The organism is Enteractinococcus fodinae (assembly GCF_031458395.1).
Taxonomy (GTDB): Bacteria; Actinomycetota; Actinomycetes; order Actinomycetales; family Micrococcaceae; genus Yaniella; species Yaniella fodinae.
This window is the reverse complement of the sequence record NZ_JAVDYJ010000001.1, coordinates 2269065-2293288: the sequence shown is the minus strand read 5'-3', so window position 1 is coordinate 2293288 and position 24224 is coordinate 2269065. Positions and strand designations below refer to the sequence as shown.

General features: G+C 59.8%; 22 protein-coding genes. 9 read left to right on the top strand and 13 right to left on the bottom strand.

Going from position 1 to position 24224, the window contains the following annotated elements; all coding sequences use genetic code 11:
* Positions 1–80: 80 nt before the first annotated feature.
* From J2S62_RS10670 to J2S62_RS10660, 3 genes are all read right to left on the bottom strand, one after another.
* Complete coding sequence (locus J2S62_RS10670; protein WP_310174529.1) at positions 81–578, bottom strand: Fur family transcriptional regulator; 498 nt, start codon at positions 576–578, stop codon at positions 81–83.
* A gap of 182 nt (positions 579–760) precedes the next feature.
* Complete coding sequence (locus J2S62_RS10665; protein ID WP_310174527.1) at positions 761–1273, bottom strand: CoA-binding protein; 513 nt, start codon at positions 1271–1273, stop codon at positions 761–763.
* Between the two features lie 9 nt (positions 1274–1282).
* Positions 1283–2575, bottom strand: coding sequence for an O-acetylhomoserine aminocarboxypropyltransferase/cysteine synthase family protein (locus J2S62_RS10660; protein ID WP_310174524.1), 1293 nt, complete (start codon positions 2573–2575; stop codon positions 1283–1285).
* A 170-nt stretch (positions 2576–2745) separates the two neighbouring features.
* On the opposite strand from J2S62_RS10660, the gene J2S62_RS10655 reads away from it, so the two are divergent.
* From J2S62_RS10655 to J2S62_RS10645, 3 genes are all read left to right on the top strand, one after another.
* Positions 2746–3204 (top strand): GNAT family N-acetyltransferase, encoded by a 459-nt coding sequence (locus J2S62_RS10655; protein ID WP_310174522.1) that lies wholly within the window; start codon positions 2746–2748, stop codon positions 3202–3204.
* Positions 3205–3276: 72 nt separating this feature from the next.
* Entirely contained in the window at positions 3277–4038 is a 762-nt protein-coding gene (locus tag J2S62_RS10650; RefSeq protein WP_310174520.1) for a hypothetical protein, read from the top strand.
* Positions 4039–4048: 10 nt separating this feature from the next.
* Entirely contained in the window at positions 4049–5656 is a 1608-nt protein-coding gene (locus J2S62_RS10645) for an arylsulfotransferase family protein (RefSeq protein ID WP_310174518.1), read from the top strand.
* A gap of 14 nt (positions 5657–5670) precedes the next feature.
* Here J2S62_RS10645 and J2S62_RS10640 read toward each other — a convergent pair whose 3' ends face one another.
* Positions 5671–7575 carry a BCCT family transporter gene (locus J2S62_RS10640; protein WP_310174516.1) on the bottom strand — a complete coding sequence of 635 codons (1905 nt, stop codon included), beginning with the start codon at positions 7573–7575 and terminating at the stop codon, positions 5671–5673.
* Between the two features lie 278 nt (positions 7576–7853).
* Between J2S62_RS10640 and J2S62_RS10635 the strand changes: the two genes are divergently transcribed.
* A complete protein-coding gene (locus J2S62_RS10635; RefSeq protein ID WP_310174514.1) occupies positions 7854–9866 on the top strand; it encodes a BCCT family transporter in 2013 nt (670 codons plus the stop codon).
* Between the two features lie 62 nt (positions 9867–9928).
* Here J2S62_RS10635 and J2S62_RS10630 read toward each other — a convergent pair whose 3' ends face one another.
* The 3 genes from J2S62_RS10630 to J2S62_RS10620 all read right to left on the bottom strand — a co-directional run bounded on the left by J2S62_RS10630 (position 9929) and on the right by J2S62_RS10620 (position 13679).
* Positions 9929–11356: an MDR family MFS transporter gene (locus J2S62_RS10630; protein WP_310174512.1), complete on the bottom strand. Its 1428-nt coding sequence runs from the start codon at positions 11354–11356 to the stop codon at positions 9929–9931.
* Positions 11357–11512: 156 nt separating this feature from the next.
* Entirely contained in the window at positions 11513–12868 is a 1356-nt protein-coding gene (locus J2S62_RS10625; protein WP_310174510.1) for an MFS transporter, read from the bottom strand.
* 58 nt (positions 12869–12926) lie between these two features.
* Positions 12927–13679, bottom strand: a complete 753-nt coding sequence (locus J2S62_RS10620) for a hypothetical protein (RefSeq protein WP_310174508.1) — start codon at positions 13677–13679, stop codon at positions 12927–12929.
* Positions 13680–13859: 180 nt separating this feature from the next.
* Between J2S62_RS10620 and J2S62_RS10615 the strand changes: the two genes are divergently transcribed.
* The 5 genes from J2S62_RS10615 to J2S62_RS10595 all read left to right on the top strand — a co-directional run bounded on the left by J2S62_RS10615 (position 13860) and on the right by J2S62_RS10595 (position 19100).
* Positions 13860–14528: a TetR/AcrR family transcriptional regulator gene (locus J2S62_RS10615; protein ID WP_310174506.1), complete on the top strand. Its 669-nt coding sequence runs from the start codon at positions 13860–13862 to the stop codon at positions 14526–14528.
* A gap of 17 nt (positions 14529–14545) precedes the next feature.
* Positions 14546–15373, top strand: a complete 828-nt coding sequence (locus J2S62_RS10610; protein WP_407649959.1) for an enoyl-CoA hydratase-related protein — start codon at positions 14546–14548, stop codon at positions 15371–15373.
* A gap of 35 nt (positions 15374–15408) precedes the next feature.
* Complete coding sequence (locus tag J2S62_RS10605) at positions 15409–16551, top strand: acyl-CoA dehydrogenase family protein (RefSeq protein WP_310174504.1); 1143 nt, start codon at positions 15409–15411, stop codon at positions 16549–16551.
* A 23-nt stretch (positions 16552–16574) separates the two neighbouring features.
* Positions 16575–17354, top strand: a complete 780-nt coding sequence (locus tag J2S62_RS10600) for an SDR family NAD(P)-dependent oxidoreductase (protein WP_310174502.1) — start codon at positions 16575–16577, stop codon at positions 17352–17354.
* Positions 17355–17423: 69 nt separating this feature from the next.
* On the top strand, positions 17424–19100 hold the full coding sequence (locus J2S62_RS10595) for an AMP-binding protein (RefSeq protein WP_310174500.1): 1677 nt from the start codon (positions 17424–17426) through the stop codon (positions 19098–19100).
* A 16-nt stretch (positions 19101–19116) separates the two neighbouring features.
* On the opposite strand, the gene J2S62_RS10590 is transcribed toward J2S62_RS10595, so the two are convergent.
* The 6 genes from J2S62_RS10590 to gatC form a co-directional block, all read right to left on the bottom strand.
* The gene (locus J2S62_RS10590) at positions 19117–19626 is read right to left on the bottom strand and encodes a flavin reductase family protein (protein WP_310174499.1); all 510 of its coding nucleotides are present in this window, start codon (positions 19624–19626) and stop codon (positions 19117–19119) included.
* The gene (locus tag J2S62_RS10585; RefSeq protein WP_310174497.1) at positions 19619–20383 is read right to left on the bottom strand and encodes a pyrimidine reductase family protein; all 765 of its coding nucleotides are present in this window, start codon (positions 20381–20383) and stop codon (positions 19619–19621) included. Before J2S62_RS10585 ends, J2S62_RS10590 begins: the two co-directional genes overlap by 8 nt.
* 9 nt (positions 20384–20392) lie before the next feature.
* Positions 20393–20533, bottom strand: coding sequence for a hypothetical protein (locus J2S62_RS10580; protein ID WP_310174495.1), 141 nt, complete (start codon positions 20531–20533; stop codon positions 20393–20395).
* A gap of 71 nt (positions 20534–20604) precedes the next feature.
* On the bottom strand, positions 20605–22116 hold the full coding sequence (gatB, locus tag J2S62_RS10575) for an Asp-tRNA(Asn)/Glu-tRNA(Gln) amidotransferase subunit GatB (RefSeq protein WP_310174493.1): 1512 nt from the start codon (positions 22114–22116) through the stop codon (positions 20605–20607).
* A complete protein-coding gene (gene gatA, locus J2S62_RS10570; protein ID WP_310174491.1) occupies positions 22113–23666 on the bottom strand; it encodes an Asp-tRNA(Asn)/Glu-tRNA(Gln) amidotransferase subunit GatA in 1554 nt (517 codons plus the stop codon). The genes gatB and gatA overlap by 4 nt, the downstream gene beginning before the upstream one ends.
* Entirely contained in the window at positions 23663–23965 is a 303-nt protein-coding gene (gene gatC, locus J2S62_RS10565; protein WP_310174489.1) for an Asp-tRNA(Asn)/Glu-tRNA(Gln) amidotransferase subunit GatC, read from the bottom strand. The genes gatA and gatC overlap by 4 nt, the downstream gene beginning before the upstream one ends.
* Between the last annotated feature and the right edge of the window lie 259 nt (positions 23966–24224).

Here is a 24224-nt window from a genome sequence, read left to right as displayed (position 1 = left end):
TTTCTGTTTCATCTATTGCAGCGCACGGGGCGCAGAATCGTGTCGTTCGTGGTTGTGGTTAGTCGATGAGCTTGTCTGTTCTAGTGATGGGCGCCCTCTTCTTGTCGAACCAGCGCACATTCGTGGCAGACAGCTGAGTACACCACCTCGGCGATTTCGATGGTCATACCGGGGTGGGCTTCGGGGTGAAGGCACGGGGCTTTGCCGGTGACGCACGCGATGTCTTCGATCCGGCCGCAGTAGCGGCACACCGCGTGGTGATGGTTATCGTGGCCTTCCAATTCATAACGTGCGGGTGAGCCGGGGAGCTCGAGCTTGCGCACAAGTGCCGCGGACACAAGCGAGCTGATGACCACGTACACCGATTGGATGGTGATCGTTGGGAGATCTGACCGGACTTCGTCGAGGATTTCTTCAACGGTTCCGTGGGGCTGGCGGCCGATAGCTTCTAGAACTGCCAGGCGCTGCTTGGTAGCTCGCAGCCCTGCATTCCGAAGTGCTGTGCGCCAGTCGCTGGGTGCCTGCTCCTCGTGCATAAATGCGCTCGGTTGGTTGCCGGCTCCTGGTGTTGCCTTCATGCGGCCCATTATTGCAATATTGAACCGCTCATAACAAGGGATGAGTCGTTGAGGTTACGAATCTTCTTGTCAGCACACCTACGCTGTGAGCAATACCACTCTTATCGGGGTAACTGGAGGCCAGAAAACACAACACCGGCCGCCCGGAGAGGTTCCGAACGGCCGGTGTGCAGTGCTGTTGGTTAGGCGTCGATACGTTGGCGTTTAGAGGAAATCTCACCGGTATTGAATCCGGCCAGGTGGAGGCCGCCGTGGAAGCGTGCGTGTTCGATTTTCACGCAGCGATCCATGACCACCTGTAGGCCAAGCTCTTCGGCCACCTTTGCGGCCTCATCCGACCAGATGCCCAGCTGCAACCAGAAGTACTTGGCACCAATCTCGGCGGCTTCTTTGGCGATGGCTGGGGTGTCTTCGGCACGCCGGAAGACATCGACCATGTCAATTTTGACCGGAATGTCTTGCAGCGATGGGTAGACCTTGTGGCCCAGGATGGTGCCGCCTTTGGCCGCCAGGACCGGGTTGACGAAGTAGACATCGTAGGTCGAGGAGGACAACAGGTAGGTTGCCACAAAGTACGAGGCGCGTTCGAGTTTATCGGAGGCCCCGACGATGGCGATGGTCTTGGTGTCTTGCAGGATCTTCAGGCGATCAACGGCGCCCGGGGCGACCCAGTTGCGTTCAGTTGCGGTAGTCATGAAAACTCCTTAGGCGTTGTTCACGGCGGCGGTTAACGCCTGGTCGAGGTCCCAAATAATGTCATCGACGTCCTCGATGCCCACCGAAATACGGACCAGGTCATCTGGGATACCAGCGGATGCTAACTGTTCAGACGACAGCTGCTGGTGGGTGGTCGAGCCTGGGTGCAGCATCAAGGTCTTGGCGTCGCCGATATTTGCCAGGTGTGAGGCCAATTGTAGGTTGGCCATAAAGTCGGCGGAAGCCTTGCGGCCACCTTTCACGCCAAAGCTGAACACCGAGCCCACGCCCAGCGGCAGGAGTTCTTTGCCGCGTTCGTAGTACGGGTTGTCTTCCAGACCGGCATAGTTCACGTACTCGATGCGGTCATCGGCGGCCAACCACTGAGCGACCTGCTTGGCGTTGGCCAGGTGTTCGTCCATGCGCTGCGGCAAGGTCTCCACACCAATGAGCAGTTGGAATGCTGACTGGGCCGGTAGGGAGGGGCCGAAGTCGCGCAGCTGTTCGTTGCGCAATTTGGTCAGGAAACCGAATTCTCCGAAGTTCCCATACCAGGACAGGTTGTTATAGGACGGCACCGGTTCGGTCATGAGCGGGAAGTTGCCGTTATCCCACGGGAAACGACCGGACTCGACGACGACACCGCCAAGGGTAGTGCCGTGGCCGCCGAGGAATTTTGTGGCCGAGTGGATGACGATATCAGCGCCGTGTTCTAGCGGGCGGATCAGATACGGCGGGGTCAACGTAGAGTCGACCACCAGCGGGATGCCATGTTCCGCAGCCAGCTCGCCCAGGCCTTTCAGATCAACGATGACACCCGAGGGATTGGCCACGATCTCGGTGTAGATGGCCTTGGTGTTGGGCTGGATGGCCGCGGCGAAGGCCTCGACCTCGGTCGAGTCAACGAACGTGGTGTCTACCCCAAACCGACGCAGGGATACATCGAGTTGGGTCACGGTCCCGCCGTAGAGCTTGGAGGACGCGACAATGTGGTCGCCCGAACCGGCAAGTGCGGCCAGGGTGACGAATTCGGCCGCCTGCCCGGACGCGGTGGCGACCGCGCCGATCCCGCCTTCTAGCGAGGCGATGCGTTCTTCGAATGCCGCCACGGTTGGGTTCCCGATGCGCGAGTATACGTTGCCGTATTTTTGCAGCGCGAACAGATCTGCCGCATCCTGCTGGGTTTCAAAGACGAACGACGTCGTCTGGTAAATCGGTACGGCACGGGAGCCGTGCACCGCATCCGGAACGGCTCCGGCGTGAAGCGCACGCGTGCGGAACCCAAAGTTGTGTTCTGCCATGACATCCTTTTCATTCAAGCTGCAAAGTGGCGTTGTCCTTCGCCTATTGTCGCCAATCTCGGCGCAGCGCCGGGTGGATATTACTTCCAACGACAATTCATCCTCTGTCAGCATAGCCGCCCGTCCCCACTGGTCTTCTGTTGATCGTTGCCGGCTGCTACTGTCCCGGTATGAGTATCTTCGCGGCCACCGCAGACCACGCCGAGACCGTTGCCGGGCTGCTGTATGACTTCAACACCGAATTCGAGGCATCCACCCCCAGCGTTGCCACCTTCGCTGCGCGGTTCCGACAACTATTAGACCGCGACGATGTGGTTGTCCTGCTCGCTGATTCGGTTAAAAATCCCAGCGGTTTCGCATTGATTACCTACCGTCCGACCCCGTACTGTGATGGCCCGGTGGCCTACCTGGAAGAGCTCTACGTCCGACCGGACCTGCGCGCCCAAGGGATCGGGACCAGATTGTTAATGGATTTCATTCAACGAGCCAAGGAGCTTGGGTGCTGCGAGACGCAAATCGGTGTTGATGAGGCCGACAGGGATGCACGCCGGTTTTATGAGCGCCACGGATTCAGCAATCTGGAACCCGACACTGGCACCCGCATGCTGTTATACCTGCGCCAGCTCTGACACTGCTCGCCGCGTTAGCTCGTGGGGGACGAGTACCTGGTCGCCAGCGCGGCCCGACTAGACTGAATACCGATGACCAAACGCGAATCTACCGGCAGCACTCGGCGCCAGCCCACCAGCTCCGAGAACCCGCCCCAGGCCCAAGAATCCAACTTCTGGACCACGGGCAAGGGCGTGCTGACCATCATCGGCATCGCGGTGGCTGCGACCGTGGTTGTCATGGCCCTGATTTTTTCGACCCTGGATCGAGACAATGAATTCGGCCAACCGGCGGTCTACACCGATGAACAAACCGATTCGGTCTGTGGTCTGGGTGGCGTGGCCCGCGAAGGCTCGATTGCCGACACCCCGGATGCCGAGTGGATTGAATACCGTGGCGCCTGGCTGCCAACCTCCGAAACTTACGGCCCTGGCCTGTATGACACCGAGGGGGAATTCCGGTGTTTTGAGCGCTCCCCGCGCGGGATGCTATTTGCCGCCTCGGCCTACACCGGTCAGTTGACCAACCCGTCCTATTGGGAAGCCGAGCCCGAGATTTTCGCCGGGCAATACGCCGCCGAACACCAAGAAGAAGCCACCGAATTGTTCACGACGGTCTTTTCGGAAGCCGACACCGCGCTGGGCGGGTTCCGGCTGGTCCACTATGACGGTGAGACCGCCCAGATTGATATGGCCGTGACCTCCTTTGACGGCTCAGAGACCTCCCGCACTTCGGTGGTACTAGATCTGGTCTGGGCCGACGGCGACTGGCATATTGATGCCACCGAGCCCGAATTGGGCATCACGCTCACCCCGCTGTCGGATTTGATCGGATATCAGCACTGGTCGGCGTAGACTGTATGGTGTGTACGTTGCAGCGATAACTCACCGGGCCCCCCAATCTTCGCGCCGCCGGGTCATGCCGAGTCTGAGCGCCCTCGGCGTCGTGCTGGCGCTGACCGGATGTGGCGCCGCGGACGCCGAATCGGAAACCCAGCAGGGCCCACCGCATCAAAGCTTCGTTACTCGCCCGGACCTGCAACCGGTCGAACTCCAAGTCACCCACGGCGAAGCTTGGTCCGAGGAGTACGCCGAGTCCGACGAGTACATCTTTGTCACTCCCGACTTTGACGCGGACACCCCCTCGAGTGCTGCCACCATCTTGGATGCCACCGGTGAGGTCGTGTGGATGGACCCCTCTAAACAGCACCGCAACGATAACGGCCACTTTGACCTGCGCGTCCAGGAGTACCAGGGCGAACCCGTGCTGACATACTTTAAAGGCCCGGCCGAAGACGGCTGGGGCTACGGCGACATCTACCTGATGGACGACACCTATCACGTGTTCACCACGGTCACCACGGGCGGTTCCTTGCCCCCGCACGAAACCGACTTCCACGACACTGTGATCACCGACGACGACACCATGCTCGTCATGGCCTATGTGACCACGCAAACCGATCTGACCGAGGTCGGCGGCCCGGCCGACGGCTGGGTCCACGACGGCGTCGTCCAAGAAATCGACATCGAAACCGGTGAGGTCCTGTTCGAGTGGAGCTCACTGGACCACGTCCCGGTCACCGAGGCGCTCCACGACTTCGAAGACGAATACGCCGAACAACAAGACCGCATCGACGCCGGCGATGAACACGCCGAACTGGGCACCCGCGACAAGCCCTATGACTACTTCCACATCAACTCCGCCACCCTGGATGACGACGACAACATTTTGATCTCAGCCCGTCACACCCACGCGGTATACAAACTGGACCGCGACACCGGTGAGGTGCTCTGGACACTGGGCGGCACCGCCAGCGATTTCGACATGTCCGAGGACGCGGTGTTTGCCTGGCAGCACTCGGCGGCCCGAGACACCGACGGCACCCTGGTGCTTTTCGATAACCACATCCGCGAAGCCGACGCCGAGGAGTCTTCCCGCGGGCTGCGCCTGGACCTGGACGAAGATGCGATGACCGCCGAGGTGGTCACCGAATACCTCCCGCCCGAAGATCGCCCGTCCGGGTGGATGGCCAACACGCAGCTACTCGACAATGGTGATGTGTTCATCGGGTGGGGCAGTCAACCGTACTTCTCGGAATACACCCGCGACGGTGAACTGATCTACGACGTCTGCCACGGCGATGCCTGCCACGACGACGAGGATATCGACGCCGGGGGCGACAGCTACCGGGCGTATAAGGGCACCTGGGAAGGCCACCCAACCACCGACCCCGATGTCGTTGTACAACAAAACGACCAGAATCAAGACCACGTCTACGTTTCTTGGAACGGCGCGACCGAAGTCGCACAGTGGCGCCTGGTCACCGGTGACGACGCCGACAGCGCGACCGAAGCCACCGTCGTCGACAAACAGGGATTCGAAACCGCCATTCCGCTGGAGACCGCAGCCGACTACGTAGCTGTCGAAGCGCTCGACGCTGACGGCCAAGTGTTAGCCACCGGCACCCCGTAACCAGGCGCGACGTGCTAGCGCTTCTCGTCCCCGTCGCGCCGTGTTCCGCGTCTGCCGCGAACGTCTCGTCTGACGTCATCCTTGACCGCTTGACGATTAAACACGCCCCGCGTCCTGGCAAGCCGGTAGTCAATGCGTTCATCGACCCGGGAATCGACCTGTTCGCCGAAGGTCTCGTCGAAGTCCTCGGCCAACTGATGACTGACGCGTTCATACCGCTCTCGAGCGACCGCCTGGTCGTAACGAGCTAGGTCAAGCCGAAGGCTTCGCAACGTTGCGAAGCACATAAACAGCAGGACCAAACTGAACGGCAGCGCGGTGGTCAGTGCCGCCGCTTGCAGCGCTTCTAACCCGCCGGCCAGCAGCAGCGCGATCGCCAGCACGCCCTCGAGCGCGGCAAATAAGACGCGTGACCACACCGGCGGGTTTGGATGCCCACCGGAGGCGAGCATATCGATGACCAACGAGCCGGAGTCCGATGAAGTGATAAAGAAAATCGCCACCAAAATGATAGCGATCCCTGAGAAGATCTGGCCCAATGGCAAGTCACCGAGCACATTGAACAGTGCCGCTTCAACGATGACACCGTCTTCGGGATCCACCAGGTCTTGCGCCCCGAAGAACTGTCGGTATAACCCCGTCCCACCCATGGTGCTGAACCAGAACACGCTGACAATGGTGGGCACCAACAGCACTCCGGTGATGAATTGGCGCACTGTACGGCCTCGCGAGATGCGGGCAATGAAAATGCCAACAAAAGGCGCCCAGGACATCCACCAACCCCAATAGAAGATCGTCCACGAACTGGACCATGCCAGCCCTTCCTCACCCGTATAGGCTCCGACATCCAGGGTCAGGTTCAGGAAGTTCGCCAGGTACACCCCAAGGGACTCCACCATATTTTGGAAAATGAACAGCGTGGGGCCCAATAGCATCACAGAAATCAACAGGATCCCGGCCAACGACAGATTGATGTTCGACAGCCAGCGAATCCCCACGGCCAATCCTGATACCACCGACACCATGGCAACGAGGCTGATGACGATAATCAAGATGACCAAGAAGACGTTGTCAAAATCATCAATGATGCCGATGGCCTGGAGACCGGTCGCGATCTGCTGGACACCCAACCCAAGGGATGTCGCGATGCCAAAGATTGTGCCGAAAATGGCGACGATGTCGATGACATCACCCATCCAGCCTTTGACACGTTGTCCCAGGAGTGGCTCCAAAGCCCACCGGATCGAGACGGGGCGACCGCGCCGGTGAATCACGTAGGCCAAGGCAAGCCCGATCACAGCGTAAATGGCCCACGGATGCAGGCCCCAGTGCACAAACGTTTGTGCCATCGCCATGAGCCCGAGGTCCGACTGCTCCGTCGGCCAACCCGGCTTGGGATCTTCGGTCGCGAAAATCAAGGGTTCCCCGACACCGTAGAAGACCAGACCGATACCCATGCCGGCGGCAAATAGCATGGCAAACCACGAAAAGAGCCCAAATTCGGGTTCTTCGCCTTCTCGGCCCAGGGTGATGGTCCCATAGCGCGTGAGGCTGACGACCAAGGTGAAGACAATGAAGGCACCCACCAGCAGCATGTAGAACCAGCCCAAGTTTTCCACGATCCAGCCTTGCGTGGCGTTGAGCACCGTCCCGGCGGTATCAGGAGCCAGAATCGTCAGGCCCGCGACCAGCACAATGAGAATCAGTGAGGGCCAAAAGACGGTCGGGGCGATCGTGCCGCGCGTGATGTTCACGCCTTGTCGTTTGATTCGCTCCGTGATCTCGTCATCGGATTGGGTTTCTTCGACCCGCTGGCTCGGTGGCACGTCCTCGGCAAGGTTAGTGACGTCAGCGGCGGGATCATCCTCGGTTAGTCCCGGAGTCGATTGTTCGACGTTCCGATCTTCTGTATCGCTCATCTTGCCCACCATCCCTTCGGCATGGTGCCACATCCTGGACACCCGGAGAATCACAGCGGTGGCTGTGACTTTATTCAAGCAATTTGGGGTGTCGTTGTATAGGTCTTTATCAAGCCTGGTAGTGGTGGGCTGGTCGCGGCCCCACACCCAACCACGGGATTGCACCAGATCTCCAGGCGAGACCCGGATTTTCGGGGGAACTATCGGGCCGTGCCATCTTCGACCTTGGCACTTAGGATGGAGAAAACTTCAGTCACGTAGGTATTGGAGGAAACAGGTTGTCAGACAAAGCTCAGGAAGAGGAAACCACAGGGACTGACAATCCCGGTGGTGTCGAGGAACCGGCGATCAAAACCGATCCCGAGATTGACGAACAGGTTGATGAACTCCAGGCCCAGGACCGTTCCGATGTGTTGCCCTGGGATATGCAGATCCGCAACCTGGACTCCGACGATGCGACCACCATGAAGCTGTTGCGCCAGGGCGTGACCCTTAAGCGCGGCCTGATTAGTCCCCGGGTCTTTTATCCGGCGATCATCGTGCTGCTGTTAGCAGCCGGGATCACCATTTTCTTCCCCGATGCCTCCGGCGAGGCCCTGCTGGGTGCCCAATCATGGATCGTGGACACGCTGGGGTGGTACTACATCCTGATCATGTTCGGGTTCATTATTTTCTGTCTATTCGTCGCGTTATCCAAATACGGGCGGATCAAGCTCGGGGCACCCGACGACGAACCCGAATTTTCGACCGGTGCATGGTTTTCGATGCTGTTTGCCACCGGCATGGGTATCGGCCTGATTTTCTACGGGGTCGGCGAACCCCTGACCTATGCAACTGTTGACCCCAAACCCGGGTGGGAAGGCAGTCCCGAAGAGCTAGCCCAGATGGGCATGGCCCAAACCTTCCTCCACTGGGGCTTACACCCCTGGGCCGTGTACGGTGTGCTCGGCCTCGGGGTCGCCTACACGATTCACCGGCGCGGCCGGCCTGTGTCGATCCGCTGGGTGTTTGAACCGCTGATCGGTGCCAAACGCGTGCGCGGCTGGCTGGGTGACACCATCGATGTGCTCGCGATTTTCGGGACCATGGCCGGGGTCGCGACCTCACTGGGGCTGGGCGTCCAACAAATTGCGACCGGTCTCGAGCACCTGAATTTTGTGCAAGACTACGACGTGACCCTGCTGATCATCCTGATCATTATCATTACGTTTATCGCCACCGCCTCGGTGGTCTCGGGCATTGGTCGCGGGATGAAGTGGTTGTCCTCAATCAACCTGTCCCTGGCCGGGGTCCTGACCGTCTCGGCCCTGTTGCTGGGACCAACCCTGTTTCTGGCCGAAAACTTCATCGAGTCCGTCGGCGTCTGGTTGGCGAACTTCTTTGAAATGTCCTTTGACATCGGAGCCTATGCCGGTGAAGAGGGCGGCGCCTGGTACTCGACCTGGACCCTGTTCTACTGGGGCTGGTGGATTGCCTGGGCACCATTCGTGGGCATTTTCATCGCCCGAGTCTCCCGCGGTCGCACCATTCGCCAGTTCATTATCGGTGTGATGCTGGTACCAACCTTAGTCGGCATGATCTGGTTCGGTGTCATGGGTGGGTCCGGTATCTACCGGCAACTCTTCGGCGAAGCTGACCTGGTAACCAACGGCGAAGTTTCACCTGAAGGTTCGCTGTTCACCGTGCTGGGCGACCTGCCCTTGGGTACGGTCTTCTCCATTATCGGGATCATCCTGGTCGTGCTGTTCTTCATCACCTCGTCCGACTCCGGCTCGCTGGTGATGAATATGCTCACCGCAGGTGGGCACCCCAACCCACCGGCCTGGTCGCGTGTACTGTTCGCCTTTTTGGAAGGTGCCATCGCAATCGGACTGCTGCTGGCAGGCGGACTCGAAGCACTCCAGGCCGCATCCCTTGCCACGGCGTTACCGTTTTCGATCATCATGGTGTTTATGGCCCTGGCGGTCTATCGCGGGCTGAGACTCGACGACGCGCGAGCCACCCAGGCCCAACTGGAACGCCGGATGGACCTGTTTACCGAACACGTCGGCGAACATTATCATCTGGATGAAACCACGGAAGTTCCGGCACGAGACGGCCCCGACGGGGATCCGATCGATTACCGGCTGTCCCGGACTACCGGGCCGCGCCTCACCGGACGGGGTTCGAGCACACGTATGCGGATGCGCGACCTGCGACGCGTCAATGAGGAGCGCAGCACTTCGGAACAACAACGGCAGCAACCTCGGCAGGATCCAGACGGCAGATCGCGCGGACAAACCGACGAATAATCGTCCCGCAAGTGAGCCTGCGTCACGCTGTGTGATGCAGGCTCACTCGTGTTATGCGGACCTTAGACCTGGGCGGGTTCGTCGACGTGGCGTTGAGGGCGGAAGAAGATCGCACCGACCACCGGTAACAGCATAATGACCGCGCCCCAGATCAGCGCGTTGTGCATCCCGGTCATCTGGGCGGTCAACGGGTCTTCGCCCTGTCCGAACCCAACCACCGCCGCCACCGACATCACCGTGATATACAGTGCGGTCCCACCGGCCGCGGCAACTTGCTGCAGCGTTGAGAAAATCGCTGATCCGTGTTGATACAACCGCCCGGGTAGTGAACTCAGTGCCGAGGTCATTAGTGGTCCCATCATCATGCCGATCCCCACGGCCATCAGGATGTTCCATAGCACCAGGATCCATAACGGGCTGGTGGCGTTCAGTGTCGTCATGCCCCACAGTCCCGCAGCGCCAATGATCGAACCGGGGATCAGCAACGGTCGGGCACCCACCGCATCGAAAGCACGCCCTACGAAAATCCCGAGCACACCCATCAGGATGCCAGACGGCAACATCACCATGCCCGCGACTTGGGCATCAAATCCGAGCACCTGCTGAATATAGATCGGCAGGACGATGAAAGTGCCGAACATCGCCATATTCGCGGCAATCATCAACACCATCGCAAACGAATACGTGGGTACCGCGAAGACCCGGACGTTGAGAAACGCGTTGTGCCCCATGGCCAGTTGCCGCAGCACAAAAATGGTCAGGGAGATGCCACCAATCGCCAGGGGAATCCAGGCCGGTACCAGCGCGACCCCGCGAGCCGCTTCACCCAGCGAACTCAACCCGTAAATCAGGCCTGAGAACCCCACCGCAGACAGGATAACGGACAAGAAGTCGAGCTTCATCGGCCGGGTTTCGGTGATATTGCGCAGCATGGTCCCACCGACGACCAACGTAACCACGGCAATGGGGAGCACGGTCCAGAACATCCAGCGCCAGTCGAACTGTTCAAGGATGACGCCACCCACCGTCGGCCCTAACGCGGGGGCTGCCGAGATGACCATGCCGACGATGCCCATCACGCGGCCGCGTTTTTCAAACGGCACCAGGTTCAACACGGTGGTCATCAACAGGGGCATCATGATCGCGGTGCCGATGGCTTGGATCACGCGCCCGGCGACCAGCATGATGAACACCGGCGCCAAGGCGGCCACGAGCGTGCCGGCGGTAAAGATCAGCATTGCGGCGATGTAGACGCTGCGCAGTCGAAACCGGGTCAGGATCCAGCCGGTGGTCGGGATGACCACGGCCATGGTGAGCATGAACGCGGTGGTGACCCACTGAACGGTGGCTTCGGTGATGTTGAATTCTTCCATCAACCGGGGCAGGGCCACCGACATGATGGTCTCATTGAGAATGACCACAAAGGCCGCGACCGACAGGATCGCGATGACTCGAAATGGATTTGCGGGCATCGTCGTGGGCTCAGACATGTGCCGCACCGACCTTTCAGCTGTACTCAACAGGGAAACGCAAAGTCGGCCCGATGAGTACGGTGGGTCACTTTGGTTGGGGTGAAGTCTGCCAGAAATGGTGCAGGACTCGATGTTGACGTCGAGTTTTCACCTTTTGATCCAACACTAAAAGTCCTAATCCTGCAAATCTTTGCCGGTGGTCTCCGGCGCCAGGAAAAACATCGCAACTACTGCTACTACGACGAGTCCGGCGGCGAAAGCGAACGCGCCGGGCAAGGTCATCGCGGGCACCATGTGCGTGACAAAGAGTAGCGGTCCAATCCCGGCGGAGATGCGGGATACCGCCGATGCCCACCCGAATCCAGACGATCGCAGGTCAGTGGGGTAGACCTCTGAGGCGTAGGCGTACATCACCGGAATGGCCATCTGGATGATGAGCCCATAAGCCAACACCAAGGGGAGGACGGCGGGTGGGACGTGTAAGAACATGGCCAAGATCACCAGCAGAATGGACCCGGTGACGGCCGAAACAGCCAACAGAGGACGGCGCCCGGTCCGCTCGACCAAGACCGTGGATAGTAGGGCCCCGATCAGGCCGATGGCCGACATCCCACCGGTGGTCAGAAACGCTTGGGTTTGTTCGAATCCGGCGTCCATCAGAAACGTGGGCAGCCACTGCAGGGAGACGTAGTAGACGAACATGATGGTCAGAAATAACAGCCACACGGCCAGGGTGGTGCGCCAGGAAAACGCCCATACCCGGCGCAGCTGATCCCATAGTGCCCCGGTCGACATCTTGGGGATATCTTCCATGGTGTCCAGCCGGTATTCGACGGGTTGAGCGCCCGTGGCTTCGACTAATCCGTCGATGACCTCACGGGCCTTGGCGTGCTGATTGGTGCGGATCAGAAACATCGGCGACTCGGGGATCCACAGTCGCACAAAGATCAGCAGAATGGCCGGCAGGACCATGGCCAGTAACGGTGGGCGCCAGTCGGCCCACATGGTCACGAACCAGGCTGAGACGAATCCGGCCAGTGCCGCCCCGATGGGCCACCAGGCGTCCATGGCGGTGAGCACTCTGCCGCGGTGCCTACGGGGTGTGAATTCTCCGACGAGGGCATAGTCCACCGGGATGGCACCACCCAGTCCGAAACCGGCGATGAATCGCAGGATAGCAAAGACGACAATGTCGGTGGCGAAGACACCGGCCACCGTGAAGATCGCAAACACCGCGATGGTCGCAGTGAAGGCAGCCTTGCGGCCGATCCGGTCAGCGATGGTGGCCCACACGAAGGCGCCCAACGCCATGCCCAACAAATTGGCGGTGCCAATCCAGGCGGCTTGGCCTGGTGTGAGGTTCCATTCTTCGGACAGCAGAGGGATCAGGATCCCATTGAGAGAGACGTCCCAGGCGTCGAACATGAAGCCCAGACCGCCCACAATAAAGATGCGGCCCTGGACGTTCCATTTCCATGGCAGGGATTGGACGACTTCGCTGCCGGAGGGTACATAGTGTGTCTGCGTCACACCCATATGCTACTCCCGCGGTCTCAAACCCGGGGCCAATTGGACCTTTTGACGGAGCTTATTGTGCTGTTGCAGCCTCAAAGACCTCGGAGGCACGCTCGGTTGCGGCTTCGTTGAAGGTCTCGGCCGCATCGTCTTCGAGGTCTTCGGCGATGACCTGTGGTGGGTAGGCGGCCGCGTAACGTACCAGAATGTCATCGTTGATGATATCGATCATGCGCCCGGTGAGTTGGTCGGAGGCCACCACCTGCCAGGTGTGCACCTCGACCGAACGGCCAGCGACTTCTGAAGTGCTGGTGTTGTGGTCGATCGCTGATTCATATTCTTCTACACACGAGGTGTCGGTATCCTGATGGACCTCATGCAGCTCGGCTGTGCTGACGGCATCATTTGCGTAGAACACCGTGACGGTCTCCCCGCTGGCGTGTTCATCGAGTAACGCTTCGGGATCGACGTTGGCTTGTACGGTGGGTGGTTGCGCTTCGACGAGTAAACCGTATTGTTCAGCCCCGGCCTGTTGACAGAGATCGGGGTTTTCCGTGCCGGCCAGTGCAGCCGCCATGGCGGTCAAATCCGGCCACTGGTCCTCAAGCGTTGCGGCGTCGGTGACCTCAAAGTCTGCCTCAAGAGTCTCCGCGAGCTCGGTTTCTTGATCGGTGGCCTCGGGTGCTTCGGGTACTTCGAGGCTACTGCCGGTATCTGGGCTGGGCGTTTCGGGTGCGGCGTCATCCGAGCCGCAGGCGCTCAGCCCCAGCGTTGCGACAACAGCGAGCGCGGACAGGCGGAGCAGTGGTGAGACAGAAGAGGTCATGGGTCCAGTCTAAGCAACCGCAGGGGTTTGCGAAGCTGAAAGTTTGGGCTGGTGAAAAAACTTTCCTCTCGACTCTTGCAATCCGCACATACACGTGGCTAAGATCACAAAGTGAATTCATATTCACTCAAAGTGAGTGAGTATTCATGATGGATCAGTCGATACGAGATAGGGCGAGGTATGGAAAGCGATACGGGAACGATGCAGCCAGCGCAGGCGGCCCAAGCTGCGCGGACACAAGTCCGGATCCGCCAACTACTAGATGCGGCAGCGCGGCTCATGACCACTTCCGGCTCGCAAAGTGTCTCAATGCAAGCTGTCGCCGATGAGGCAAATGTCTCGGTAGGGCTGATTTACCGGTATTTCTCCTCCAAACAGCAGCTCGTCAACGCCGTGATCGTCGGCGTGCTCGACGATATGGCCGTGCATGTACCGGCTGCCACCGCCCAAGTCGACGATCCGATCCGTCGGCTCGCTAGTGCCCTGGAAGCATTTATTCGGGTGGTCGACGACCAGCGCGCTGCCGTGTTGTTGACCTACCGCGAATCGCACACCTTAGACGCTGAAGGTCTGCAGGCCATCAAAGATGCGGAAATCCGCACCGCCCAACCCCTCGTGACGGCACTGCGCGAAGCCAATGAGCAAGGCATGATCCGGCCGATGAACGTCTCGGTATTCGGCTATGACCTCCTCATGATGGCACACACCTGGGCGCTGAAGCATTGGTACTTCAAGAACCGCACAACCTTGGACGACTACATCGCCGACCAGATCGCTATCGCACTGTCGGCTGCGCTTCGTCCCGAACACCGCCAGAACTATACAGACCTGTTATCCGATCTCACCTAATTCAAGGAGCATTCCCTATGACCACCAATGACGTCCAAACCATGGGCCTTCAGGTGCCTGAATTTACGGACATTACTTACGAACGCAAAGCCACCACTGCAGTCATCACGATGAATCGTCCGCATCGCTACAACGCATTCACGGCCCACACCGTGGATGAACTCATCACCGCATTCCGGGCGGCAGGATCCGACCGGGGAGTGCAATCCATCATCTTGACTGGTGCGGGTGACAAAGCGTTTTGCACCGGCGGGGATGTCAAACAACGCGCAGAGACCGGCGACTACGGACCGTCTGAAACCGGCATGTTGGAAATCGGGCAGTTGCACAAACTGATCCGTGACACGCCCAAACCGGTCATCGCTGCGGTCAATGGTGCCGCGATTGGTGGCGGGCACGTTTTGCACGTGTTGTGCGATATGACTATTGCCGCTGACACCGCTCGCTTTGGTCAATCCGGGCCAAAAGTTGGCTCCTTTGATGCCGGATTCGGTTCGGCCTACCTGGCTCGGGTGGTCGGCGAGAAACGCGCTCGCGAGATTTGGTTCCTCAATCACATCTATGATGCCGAAACCGCTGAACGATGGGGACTGGTCAATAAAGTCGTACCCTTGAATGAGCTCATGGACGCCGCACTGGAATGGGCGGCAGAGATCGGGGAGAAATCCCCGACGGCCATCCGATTTTTGAAGCAATCCTTCAACGCTGACACCGATCACCAGGCCGGACTGTCCGCCATGGCGATGTCGGCCCTGGACCTCTACGCCACCACTCCCGAAGGCAAAGAAGGGGCGGCAGCGTTCGCAGAAAAACGCACCCCCGACTTCGCCTCAAAAATGCTCTAATCACCGACCACAGGACAGCCCATCAGGAGATCACCGTGGATTTTTCCATCGACGCAGCCATGCAGACCTATCTGGACCGTGCCGAAGCGCTCGTGCCACAGCTTGCCGCTGGCTATCAGCAACGCGAATACGATCGCTGTATTCCGGTTGAACTGCGAACCACCATGGGAAAGGCGGGTCTCATCGCTCCGGAAATCCCAGCCGAATACGGCGGCCAAGGTGAACGTGCGCTGACGTCGGGGATGATTATTGAGCGCTTATCGAGGGCGGACTTGAACGTCACCTACGTACAAGTGGTGGCCTCCCTGGTGGCCCAAATCCTGTTGCGCAATGCCTCCGAGGATATTAAACGACGCTGGATTCCGAAGATCACCTCGGGGGAAGATATTGTCGCCATTGGACTATCCGAACCCAGGGGTGGTTCCGATGCTGGCAACCCGGAGATGACTGCCCAGCGTCGCGACGGCGGATGGGTGCTCAACGGAACAAAATCGATGTCATTTGCCCTACATGCCGGGGCCACCGTAGTGTTTGCTCGCACCTCGGAGGAACGTCGCGGCCGCGGCATCAGCGCGTTTCTGGTGGAACTGGACCGCGAGGGACTCACCAAAACGGGGGCAAACGATATGGGCACCCGCGCCGTGGGTCGGGGCTTTGTCGAAATGTCAGACACGTGGATTCCCGCAGACAATTTACTGGGTGAAGAAGGGACTGCCTTTACCCAGGTAATGCAGGGCTTCGATTTCTCCCGAGCCCTGATCGGTCTACAGGTCATCGGCGCAGCCCGTCAGACGCTCAACGAAACATGGGAACACGCTCGTACCCGGCAGGCATTCGACCAGAATATCGGCAAATTCCAAGGCGTCTCGTTCCCACTGGCCGAAGCAGACACGATGCTCACGGCCGCCGAGGTGCTCTGTCAGAAAACGTTGTGGCTCAAGGATGCCGACTTGCCGCACTCGAAAGAAGCCGCGATGTGTAAATGGTGGGCACCCAAAACCGCCTACGACGTGATCAACCAGTGCCTGCTCAGCCATGGTCAGTTCGGCTATCTCAAAGATCTGCCCATCGAACAGCGCTTACGCGATGTCCTGGGGCTGCAGATCGGCGACGGCACCGCTCAGATCATGAAACTCATCATTGCCCGCCACAACCTGGGCCGCCAATACGCGCCCTAAATTTGTTACCACAAGGAGCCATTATGACTGAAACCACCGCAACCGCAGAGATCGCAGGCCTCGGACTTACAGGCAAAATCGCCATTGTCACCGGCGCAGCATCCGGGATCGGCAAGGGCATCGCCCGCCGACTGGCAGCTGAAGGCGCGAAGGTCGTGATCGCTGATCTAAACGAACAAGCAGCGCAAGACACTGCCGCGGCACTTGGGTGCGACGCAATGGGCATCAGTGTCGACGTCTCCGACCGGGGCACCGTCGATGCCATGGTGGAAGCGGTTATGGACCGCTACGGTGTGATCGACATTCTGGTCAATAACGCCGGCTGGGACAAAATCGGGCCCTTTCTTGAGCAAGACCCGGCCATCTGGGAACGCATCATCAACATCAACTTGATTGGTGTTCTCAACTGTTCCCAAGCCGTCGCGCTGCGGATGAAAGACCAAGGTCACGGCACGATTGTCAATGTGGGTTCGGATGCGGCTCGCGTCGGATCCTCAGGGGAAGCCGTCTACTCGGCGGCCAAAGGCGGCATCGTGGCCTTCACAAAAACCCTGGCCCGTGAGACAGCACGCTACGGACTCACGGCCAACGCGGTCTGCCCCGGCCCGGCAGACACCCCGCTATTCGCCCAAGTCGCCGCTGACGCGCCAAAACTTCGGGACTCACTGGAACGGTCCATCCCGTTACGACGCCTGGCCCAACCAGAAGATCTCGCCAACGCCGTGGCCTTCCTCGTATCCCCGCGAACCGGCTATGTGACCGGCCAAACCCTGTCGGTCTCTGGTGGCCTCACCATGATCTAACTACAAAACCCCACCACACAGCCACACCACACTGCGTCGCCAACCCAGTTCCCCCGACGAAGGATCATCATGGTACAAGCCGACATGCTGCTCACCCAAGACCACATCGACACCTACACCGCTTCCGGACACTGGAAGAACCGACTGCTCACCGACTACCTCGACGACGCCGTTGCCGCCCGGCCGGACCACGTGGCCTCAATCGACTCTGCCGGCCAACTGACCTACGCCCAGCTGGCAGACCAGGTGAACGTAGCCGCTCATGCCCTCGATGTCGCCGGGATCGGACCCGGTGATGTTATTGGCATTCAACTACCCAACTGGAACGAATGGTTAATTGCGCACTTAGCAGCCCTACGGGTCGGAGCGGTCACGAACCCGCTAATTCCGATCTACCGCGACCGCGAAATCGGCTTCATGGCCGAAAAAGCCGAAGTCAATATTCTGTTCGTGCCAGGTAAGTTCCGGAACTACGATTACGTTGCTATGATCGAGCGGCTGCGGCAGAAGCTGCCAGGATTGCGCAAAACCGTGGTGGTCCGTGCGGGATCGAGCGTCGATGACTCTGATTTTTATACCGGTTGGGATGATTTCCTAGCCACCGGGCGCAAGCAGCGTGACACCGCACCCAAAGACTTCACCAGTCAGAGGCCGTCGCCAAATGCGCTGTCGCTGATCATGTTCACCTCGGGCACGACCGGGTCGCCTAAAGGTGTTATGCACACCCAGAACTCGGTGCTGGCCGCAGCCTTACCTTGGCCCGATAAACTGGGGATGGACGAGTCCACCGTGGTACATATGGCTTCCACCTTCGGACATCTGACTGGGTACTTGTTTGGGGTCTGCTTGCCGATCATGCTGGGTGGGACCGGCGTATTTCAGGATGTCTGGGACGCCAATGAGTTCGCCCGGCTTACGGAAACCCACGGGATTAACCACACGTCCGCGGCGACGCCCTTTTTACACGATGTGCTTCAAGCTGAGGGCATCAAGCGTCACGACATGAGTTCGCTCAAACGCTTCGCGTGCATGGGTGCGCCCATCCCACGGCACTACGGCACCGAGGCCAAGGCGAAACTGCCCGAGATGGTGATGTTCGGCGGGTGGGGCCAGACCGAATGCGGGCTATCCAGCTTCGGACATCCTGACGATCCCATAGAAAAGATCTTCACCACGGATGGCCGCCCCCTTGACGGCATGGATATTCGCATCGTTGATTTCGACGGTACCGAAGTGCCCGCTGGCACTGAGGGACGGATCCAAATTAAGGGTCCGTTCTTATTTCATGGGTACCTGGGCCAACTGGACAAGACCCGCGAAGAATTCGACGGTGATTACTTTGATACCGGTGATTTAGGCAGCATGGATGAAGACGGCTACCTCTCGCTGGCGGGGCGGACCAAGGACATAATCGTGCGCGGAGGCGAAAATATCCCGGTCGCCTATGTCGAAAACGTGCTTTATGAACATCCTGACCTCGAGGCTCTGGCTGTCGTGGCGATTCCGCACGAGCGCCTCCAGGAGACCGCTGCGGTTGCAGTGGTGATGGCAGACGGGGCCGCCCCGTTGACTCTGGAAACTATGCAAGCGTATCTCGAGGAAAAAGGGGTGGCTAAGCAGTACTGGCCCGAACGGGTCGTCGTGGTCGAAGATCTGCCACGTACCCCGTCAGGCAAAATTCAAAAGTACATCATCCGCAAACAGCTGCTAGACATGCCTGGAATTGTGCCAGAACGAACCGCTTGAGTACCGCTCAACGTGACTACGGCTGAATTATGCGTTCGTCTGCACCGTGGGCGGGTTTCAGATCGGACACGTCGGTTAGGCGCAGGGGTGTGAAGTGGCCATCGGATTCGGCGCTGACCACCCGGGCGGTGACGCACACATGGTCGCCACCGTCGTCCAAGATCGAAATGCGTTCTAGGACCATCCGGTTGGGCAGCGCGACGACAAATGGCAGATCGTGATCGCCGGTTTCAATCGCAAGGTCAGCGAATTTGTCGGTGTCTTGGCCCGAGGTGCAGGCAAAATGTTTGGCCATATCGTAGTCGTGCTCGGTCAGAAAGTGCACGGCGAAATGGGTCGCGAGCAGACCTACGCGGTAGGTGTGGTTGGCTTTGGATAAATAGAGCGTGTAGTGCTGTGGGGACATGCTGGCCTGGGCGTGGTAGCCGACCATGCACCCGGCCTGCACACCGTCGACGGCGGTGGTGACGACTAACAGGGCCGAATTGGCTGAACCCATCAGATCATAGAATGCGTCGCTACTCATGGTTGTGCCCCTCGTGCGGATTGGATTCGTAACGCAAGAACAACGTGTCGGCCTCGCCCAGGATGTGTTTGAGCTCGAAGGTGGTGATTCCCGCGCCGTCGGGCATAATCCCGACCGGTAGGTTGTCACCACCCATGACCGGTGAGATCGATAAGCACAGTTCATCGAGGCGGTCCGCGGCGACGAACTCGCCCAGTAAGGTCGGTCCGCCTTCGCATAGCACCACACCGTGGCCCCGAGATGCCAGTGCTTGCAGGGCTGCGGCGGGTGTTACACGCTCGGTGCCAGCGGTGATGACGTCGGCGTGTTGCTTGGCCTCGGTGACCTTGGCGGGGTCAGCTGCCTCGGTGGTAATCACCATTGTTTTGGCGTGTGACGGGGCCTCCCGGAAGAGTTTGAGATTCCAGTTCAGGTCTAGGCTGCCGCTGACGACTGCGACCGGGGGAGTGGGCGGTTTCCCTTCGCGCTCGCGGGCGGCCTTGGCCTCATCGGATAACCGGACTAGCCCGTAACCTTCTTTGCGCACCGTTTCGGCCCCGACGAGCACGACGTCGGCGATCTGTCGCATCCGCCGGAACAGGTCCTGGTCGACCTCGGTGGACAGGGCCCCGACTTTGCCGTCAATGGCCGCCGTGCCGTCCAGGCCGGCGACCATGTGGCCGGTCACCCAGCATTCGTGTCGTGGTTGGGAGCGGTCTACGGCCAGGTATGTGGCCATGGGGTCATCAACGGGGCCGCCAGGCGAAAGAACATGCATGCGCCCAGTCTACGAACTGGTCTGGTGCATGACCAGGCCCACGCCACCGGGTTGATTCTCATAGGCTTCCGACGAGCAGCCGGTCAGGGCTAGGCCGGCGGCAAGCGCCAGACCGAGGGTACGAACAGTCAATTGAGTAAAACGTTGCATAGCTTCCACTCTCACATCGATGTCAGGCGCCCCGAAATCGGCTTGCCACCAGCGAAAGCTGTGACGAACTCTTACTCCGCGACCCCGAGTTTGTGCATGATCAGTTCACGTACACGCCCCGTATCGGCTTGACCGCCCGTGGCCCGCATGACCGGTCCGATGAGCGCGCCGATGGCTTGGAGCTTGCCGTTGGTGATCTTGTCGACGGCGTCCGGATGTTCGGCGATGGCCGCATCTACAGCCTGGCCGAGGACCTCGTCGTCGGAGACCACCGCGAGTGCCCGTGCCGCGACGATTTCTCGCGGGGCGCCTTCGCCGTCTGCCACATACCCCAACAGTTGCCGGGCGATCTTATCGTTGATGAGATCTTCGGCGACCAAGGACTCCACCTCGACCACATCTTCGGGTGTGACCCCAAGCCCCTCCAGCGAGGTGCCGCGCGCATGTGCCAGCCGGGCGAGTTCACCCATCCACCATTTCCGGGCGGCCTCGGGGGTTGCTCCGGCATCCACGGTGGCTTCGATGACGTCGAGGGCCCCGGCGTGGACGAGATCGCGGAAGGTCGCATCTGAGGTGCCCCATTCGGCTTTGAGCCGTCGACGACGCTGATCTGGCAGCTCGGGTAGTTCAGCGCGCAGCCGGTCGAGCCAGGCTTGGTCGACTTCGATCGGGACGAGGTCGGGTTCGCGGAAGTACCGGTAGTCATCGGCATCGGATTTGCTGCGCCCCGGGGACGTGGTGCGGGTGTCTTCTTGCCAGTGCCGAGTCTCTTGGTTCACCTGGTCCCCGGCGGTCAAGACCGCGGCCTGGCGACGCATCTCGTATTCGACGGCCTGGGCCACGGTGCGCATCGAGTTCACATTTTTGGTCTCGGTGCGAGTGCCGAATTCGGTCGCGCCCTTGGGCTGCAAGGATACGTTAGCGTCGCAGCGCAGGTTGCCGCGCTCCATATGCGCATCCGAGATATCCAGGGCACGCACAATGTCACGAATCGTGCGCACGTAGGCGCGGGCAAGTTCGGGGGCTCGGTCGCCGGCACCTTCGATGGGTTTGGACACAATCTCGATCAGGGGCACCCCGGCGCGGTTATAGTCCACCAGCGCATACGATGCCGCGTGGATCCGACCGGATGTGCCCACGTGGGTGAGTTTGCCGGCATCTTCTTCCAGGTGGGCGCGTTCGATTTCCACGCGGAACAGTTCGCCGTCGTCGAGCTCAACATCAACCCACCCGTCAAAGGCGATGGGCTCGTCGTACTGGGAGATCTGAAAGTTCTTGGGAACATCCGGATAGAAATAGTGTTTGCGCGCAAACCGACAGGTCTCGGCAATTGAACAGTTCAATGCCAGACCGAGCTTGATCGCGGCTTCGATCGCCCCGTAGTTCATGGTCGGTAGCGCACCGGGCATGCCCAGGTCGACTTCGGTGAGATTGGTGTTGGGCTCATCCCCGAACGCATTGGGTGCCGACGAGAAAATCTTGCTGGCGGTATTGAGTTCGACGTGGACCTCAAATCCCAAGACCGGATCGTACTGTGCGACGGTTTCTTCAAAACTGGGGAGGGCAGGGGAGTGGGTGGTCACAGGCGTTCTCCTTCCATGGTCACGGCGGCGGTGAGTTCCGGGGCTCGGTCATAAAACGGCACGCCGGTGGCTTCTTCGATGAGCCGTTCCAATCCTGCGGCCACCCGGTAGACCACCTCATCGGCCTTGGCTGGGCCTTGAATATGCATGCCCACGGGCATGCCGTGGTCAGCGGTACCACCCGGGATAGAAATCGCCGGGATGCCCGCCAGGTTCGCCGGGGTCGTGACCACATCATCTAGATACATCGACACCGGGTCGGAGACTTGCTCACCCATTGGGACCGCAACCGTTGGCGTGGTCGGCCCGATCATCACATCGACCTTTTCAAACGCCTTATTCAGGTCCTGTTGTACCAGCGTGCGCACGCGCTGGGCCGAACTGTAGTAGGCATCCACATACCCGGCTGACAGCGCGTAGGTGCCCAGAATGATGCGACGCTTCACTTCATCGCCGAATCCTGCTTCGCGGCTGGCGGCCATGACCTCGGCCGCGGTGGCACCTTCGTGCGGGACGACCCGGTTGCCGTAGCGCAGCCCGTCGAAGCGAGCCAGATTTGATGAGGCTTCCGAGGGGACCACCAGGTAATAGGCGGGCAGGGCATATTTGATGTTCGGGCACTCCACGATGCTCACGATCGCACCCGCATCGCGCAGCATGTCCAGGACGGTTTCGAACTGACGGTCGATTTCGTCGGTAAACCCGGGGCCCTGGAGCTCATCGAGCACCCCGATGCGCATGCCCCGCAAGTCTTGGTTTTGAGCGGCATCCAGCAGACCGTCCCAGGAGGTGCGTAACGAGGTGGCATCCTTGGGGTCGTGCCCGGCAATAAGTTGGTGTAGCGCTGCGGCGTCGGCGGTGGTGCGGGCATGCGGACCAATCTGGTCAAAGGACGAGGCCATGGCAATCAACCCGTAGCGTGACACCGACCCATAGGTGGGTTTGGTGCCGACCGTGCCGGTGAACGCGGCGGGTTCCCGAATCGATCCGCCGGTATCGCTGCCCAGGGCCCACGGGGCCATAAACGCTGCGACCGCGGCGGCCGATCCGCCACCCGAACCGCCCGGGGCGCGGTTAAGATCCCAGGGATTCCGAGTCACACCGAAGGCCGAGTATTCGGTGGTCGAGCCCATCGCGAACTCATCCATGTTGTTTTTGCCCAAGATGGGCAGTTTCGCTGCGCGGATCGTGCGGATGACTGTGGCGTCATACGGGCTCATCCAGCCTTCGAGCATTTTCGACGCCGCGGTCGTGGGCTGCCCGATCGTCACAATATTGTCTTTGATAGCAATCGGGACCCCGGCATAGGGGTGGAGCTGCTCGGCTTCGGCGCCGCCTGCTGCGCGAATCGCATCGACTTCAGCGGCCACCGCGTAGGCTTCGTCTTCATTGAGGTGTAAATACGCGTGGATCCCGGCCTCTGCGGTCCCATCGATCTCATAAATACGTTCAAAGTGCGCCCGGGTCAGTTCTACTGAGGAAAAGGTTTTCTTCCGCAGCTCTTCGGCCATTTGTAAGGCCGTGAGCCGAATCATTTCGTGGTGGTTCATCGATCATCCTCATCCAAAATTGCGGGCACTTTGAACCGGCCGGTTTCGGCCTCGGGGGCGCCGGAGAGTGCTTCTTCTTGGCTGAGCACCCCACGAACCACATCGGCGCGGAAGACATTGGTCAGCGCAATCGGGTGTGAAGTGGCTTCGATATCCTCGGACGCAGCTTCTTGAACGCGGGCCACGGAGTCCACGATCTGGTCGAGCTCATCGGAGACACGATCTAACTCTTCGTCGGTGAGATTGAGGTGAGCTAATTGGGACAAGTGTCGAATCTGATCCCGAGTCAGGTCGGACATAGCGCTCCTTTGCCTAGGCGTGTTGAGCTTTTATAGCGAACATCGCACGAGGGCGGTTCGCCGCTGTGATGATGCCAGTGTAAACCCCGGACATCAGCTGGTCATAGGTGACAGCGGCTGATGATACAGAATGTGACGTGCACGTCATCGCTCACGCTCCTGCCCTCTGCGAGGAGTGCAGGGGCTCAGCGCGTAGCTCGCTTCACATTCCCCGCGACTGAGGGTAGCCTCATATATTAGGTAAAGAGGTTATGACCTA

Excerpts from the sequence above, each read along its gene's own strand:
- J2S62_RS10600 (WP_310174502.1), top strand. The coding sequence starts at position 16,575 with ATGACTGAAACCACCGCAACCGCAGAGATCGCAGGCCTCGGACTTACA.
- J2S62_RS10630 (WP_310174512.1), bottom strand. The coding sequence starts at position 11,356 with ATGTCTGAGCCCACGACGATGCCCGCAAATCCATTTCGAGTCATCGCG.
- J2S62_RS10660 (WP_310174524.1), bottom strand. The coding sequence starts at position 2,575 with ATGGCAGAACACAACTTTGGGTTCCGCACGCGTGCGCTTCACGCCGGA.
- J2S62_RS10620 (WP_310174508.1), bottom strand. The coding sequence starts at position 13,679 with ATGACCTCTTCTGTCTCACCACTGCTCCGCCTGTCCGCGCTCGCTGTT.
- J2S62_RS10585 (WP_310174497.1), bottom strand. The coding sequence starts at position 20,383 with ATGCATGTTCTTTCGCCTGGCGGCCCCGTTGATGACCCCATGGCCACA.
- J2S62_RS10655 (WP_310174522.1), top strand. The coding sequence starts at position 2,746 with ATGAGTATCTTCGCGGCCACCGCAGACCACGCCGAGACCGTTGCCGGG.
- J2S62_RS10670 (WP_310174529.1), bottom strand. The coding sequence starts at position 578 with ATGAAGGCAACACCAGGAGCCGGCAACCAACCGAGCGCATTTATGCAC.
- J2S62_RS10615 (WP_310174506.1), top strand. The coding sequence starts at position 13,860 with ATGGAAAGCGATACGGGAACGATGCAGCCAGCGCAGGCGGCCCAAGCT.
- J2S62_RS10610 (WP_407649959.1), top strand. The coding sequence starts at position 14,546 with ATGACCACCAATGACGTCCAAACCATGGGCCTTCAGGTGCCTGAATTT.
- J2S62_RS10595 (WP_310174500.1), top strand. The coding sequence starts at position 17,424 with ATGGTACAAGCCGACATGCTGCTCACCCAAGACCACATCGACACCTAC.
- J2S62_RS10580 (WP_310174495.1), bottom strand. The coding sequence starts at position 20,533 with ATGCAACGTTTTACTCAATTGACTGTTCGTACCCTCGGTCTGGCGCTT.
- J2S62_RS10590 (WP_310174499.1), bottom strand. The coding sequence starts at position 19,626 with ATGAGTAGCGACGCATTCTATGATCTGATGGGTTCAGCCAATTCGGCC.
- gatC (WP_310174489.1), bottom strand. The coding sequence starts at position 23,965 with ATGTCCGACCTGACTCGGGATCAGATTCGACACTTGTCCCAATTAGCT.
- J2S62_RS10665 (WP_310174527.1), bottom strand. The coding sequence starts at position 1,273 with ATGACTACCGCAACTGAACGCAACTGGGTCGCCCCGGGCGCCGTTGAT.
- gatA (WP_310174491.1), bottom strand. The coding sequence starts at position 23,666 with ATGAACCACCACGAAATGATTCGGCTCACGGCCTTACAAATGGCCGAA.
- J2S62_RS10650 (WP_310174520.1), top strand. The coding sequence starts at position 3,277 with ATGACCAAACGCGAATCTACCGGCAGCACTCGGCGCCAGCCCACCAGC.
- J2S62_RS10640 (WP_310174516.1), bottom strand. The coding sequence starts at position 7,575 with ATGAGCGATACAGAAGATCGGAACGTCGAACAATCGACTCCGGGACTA.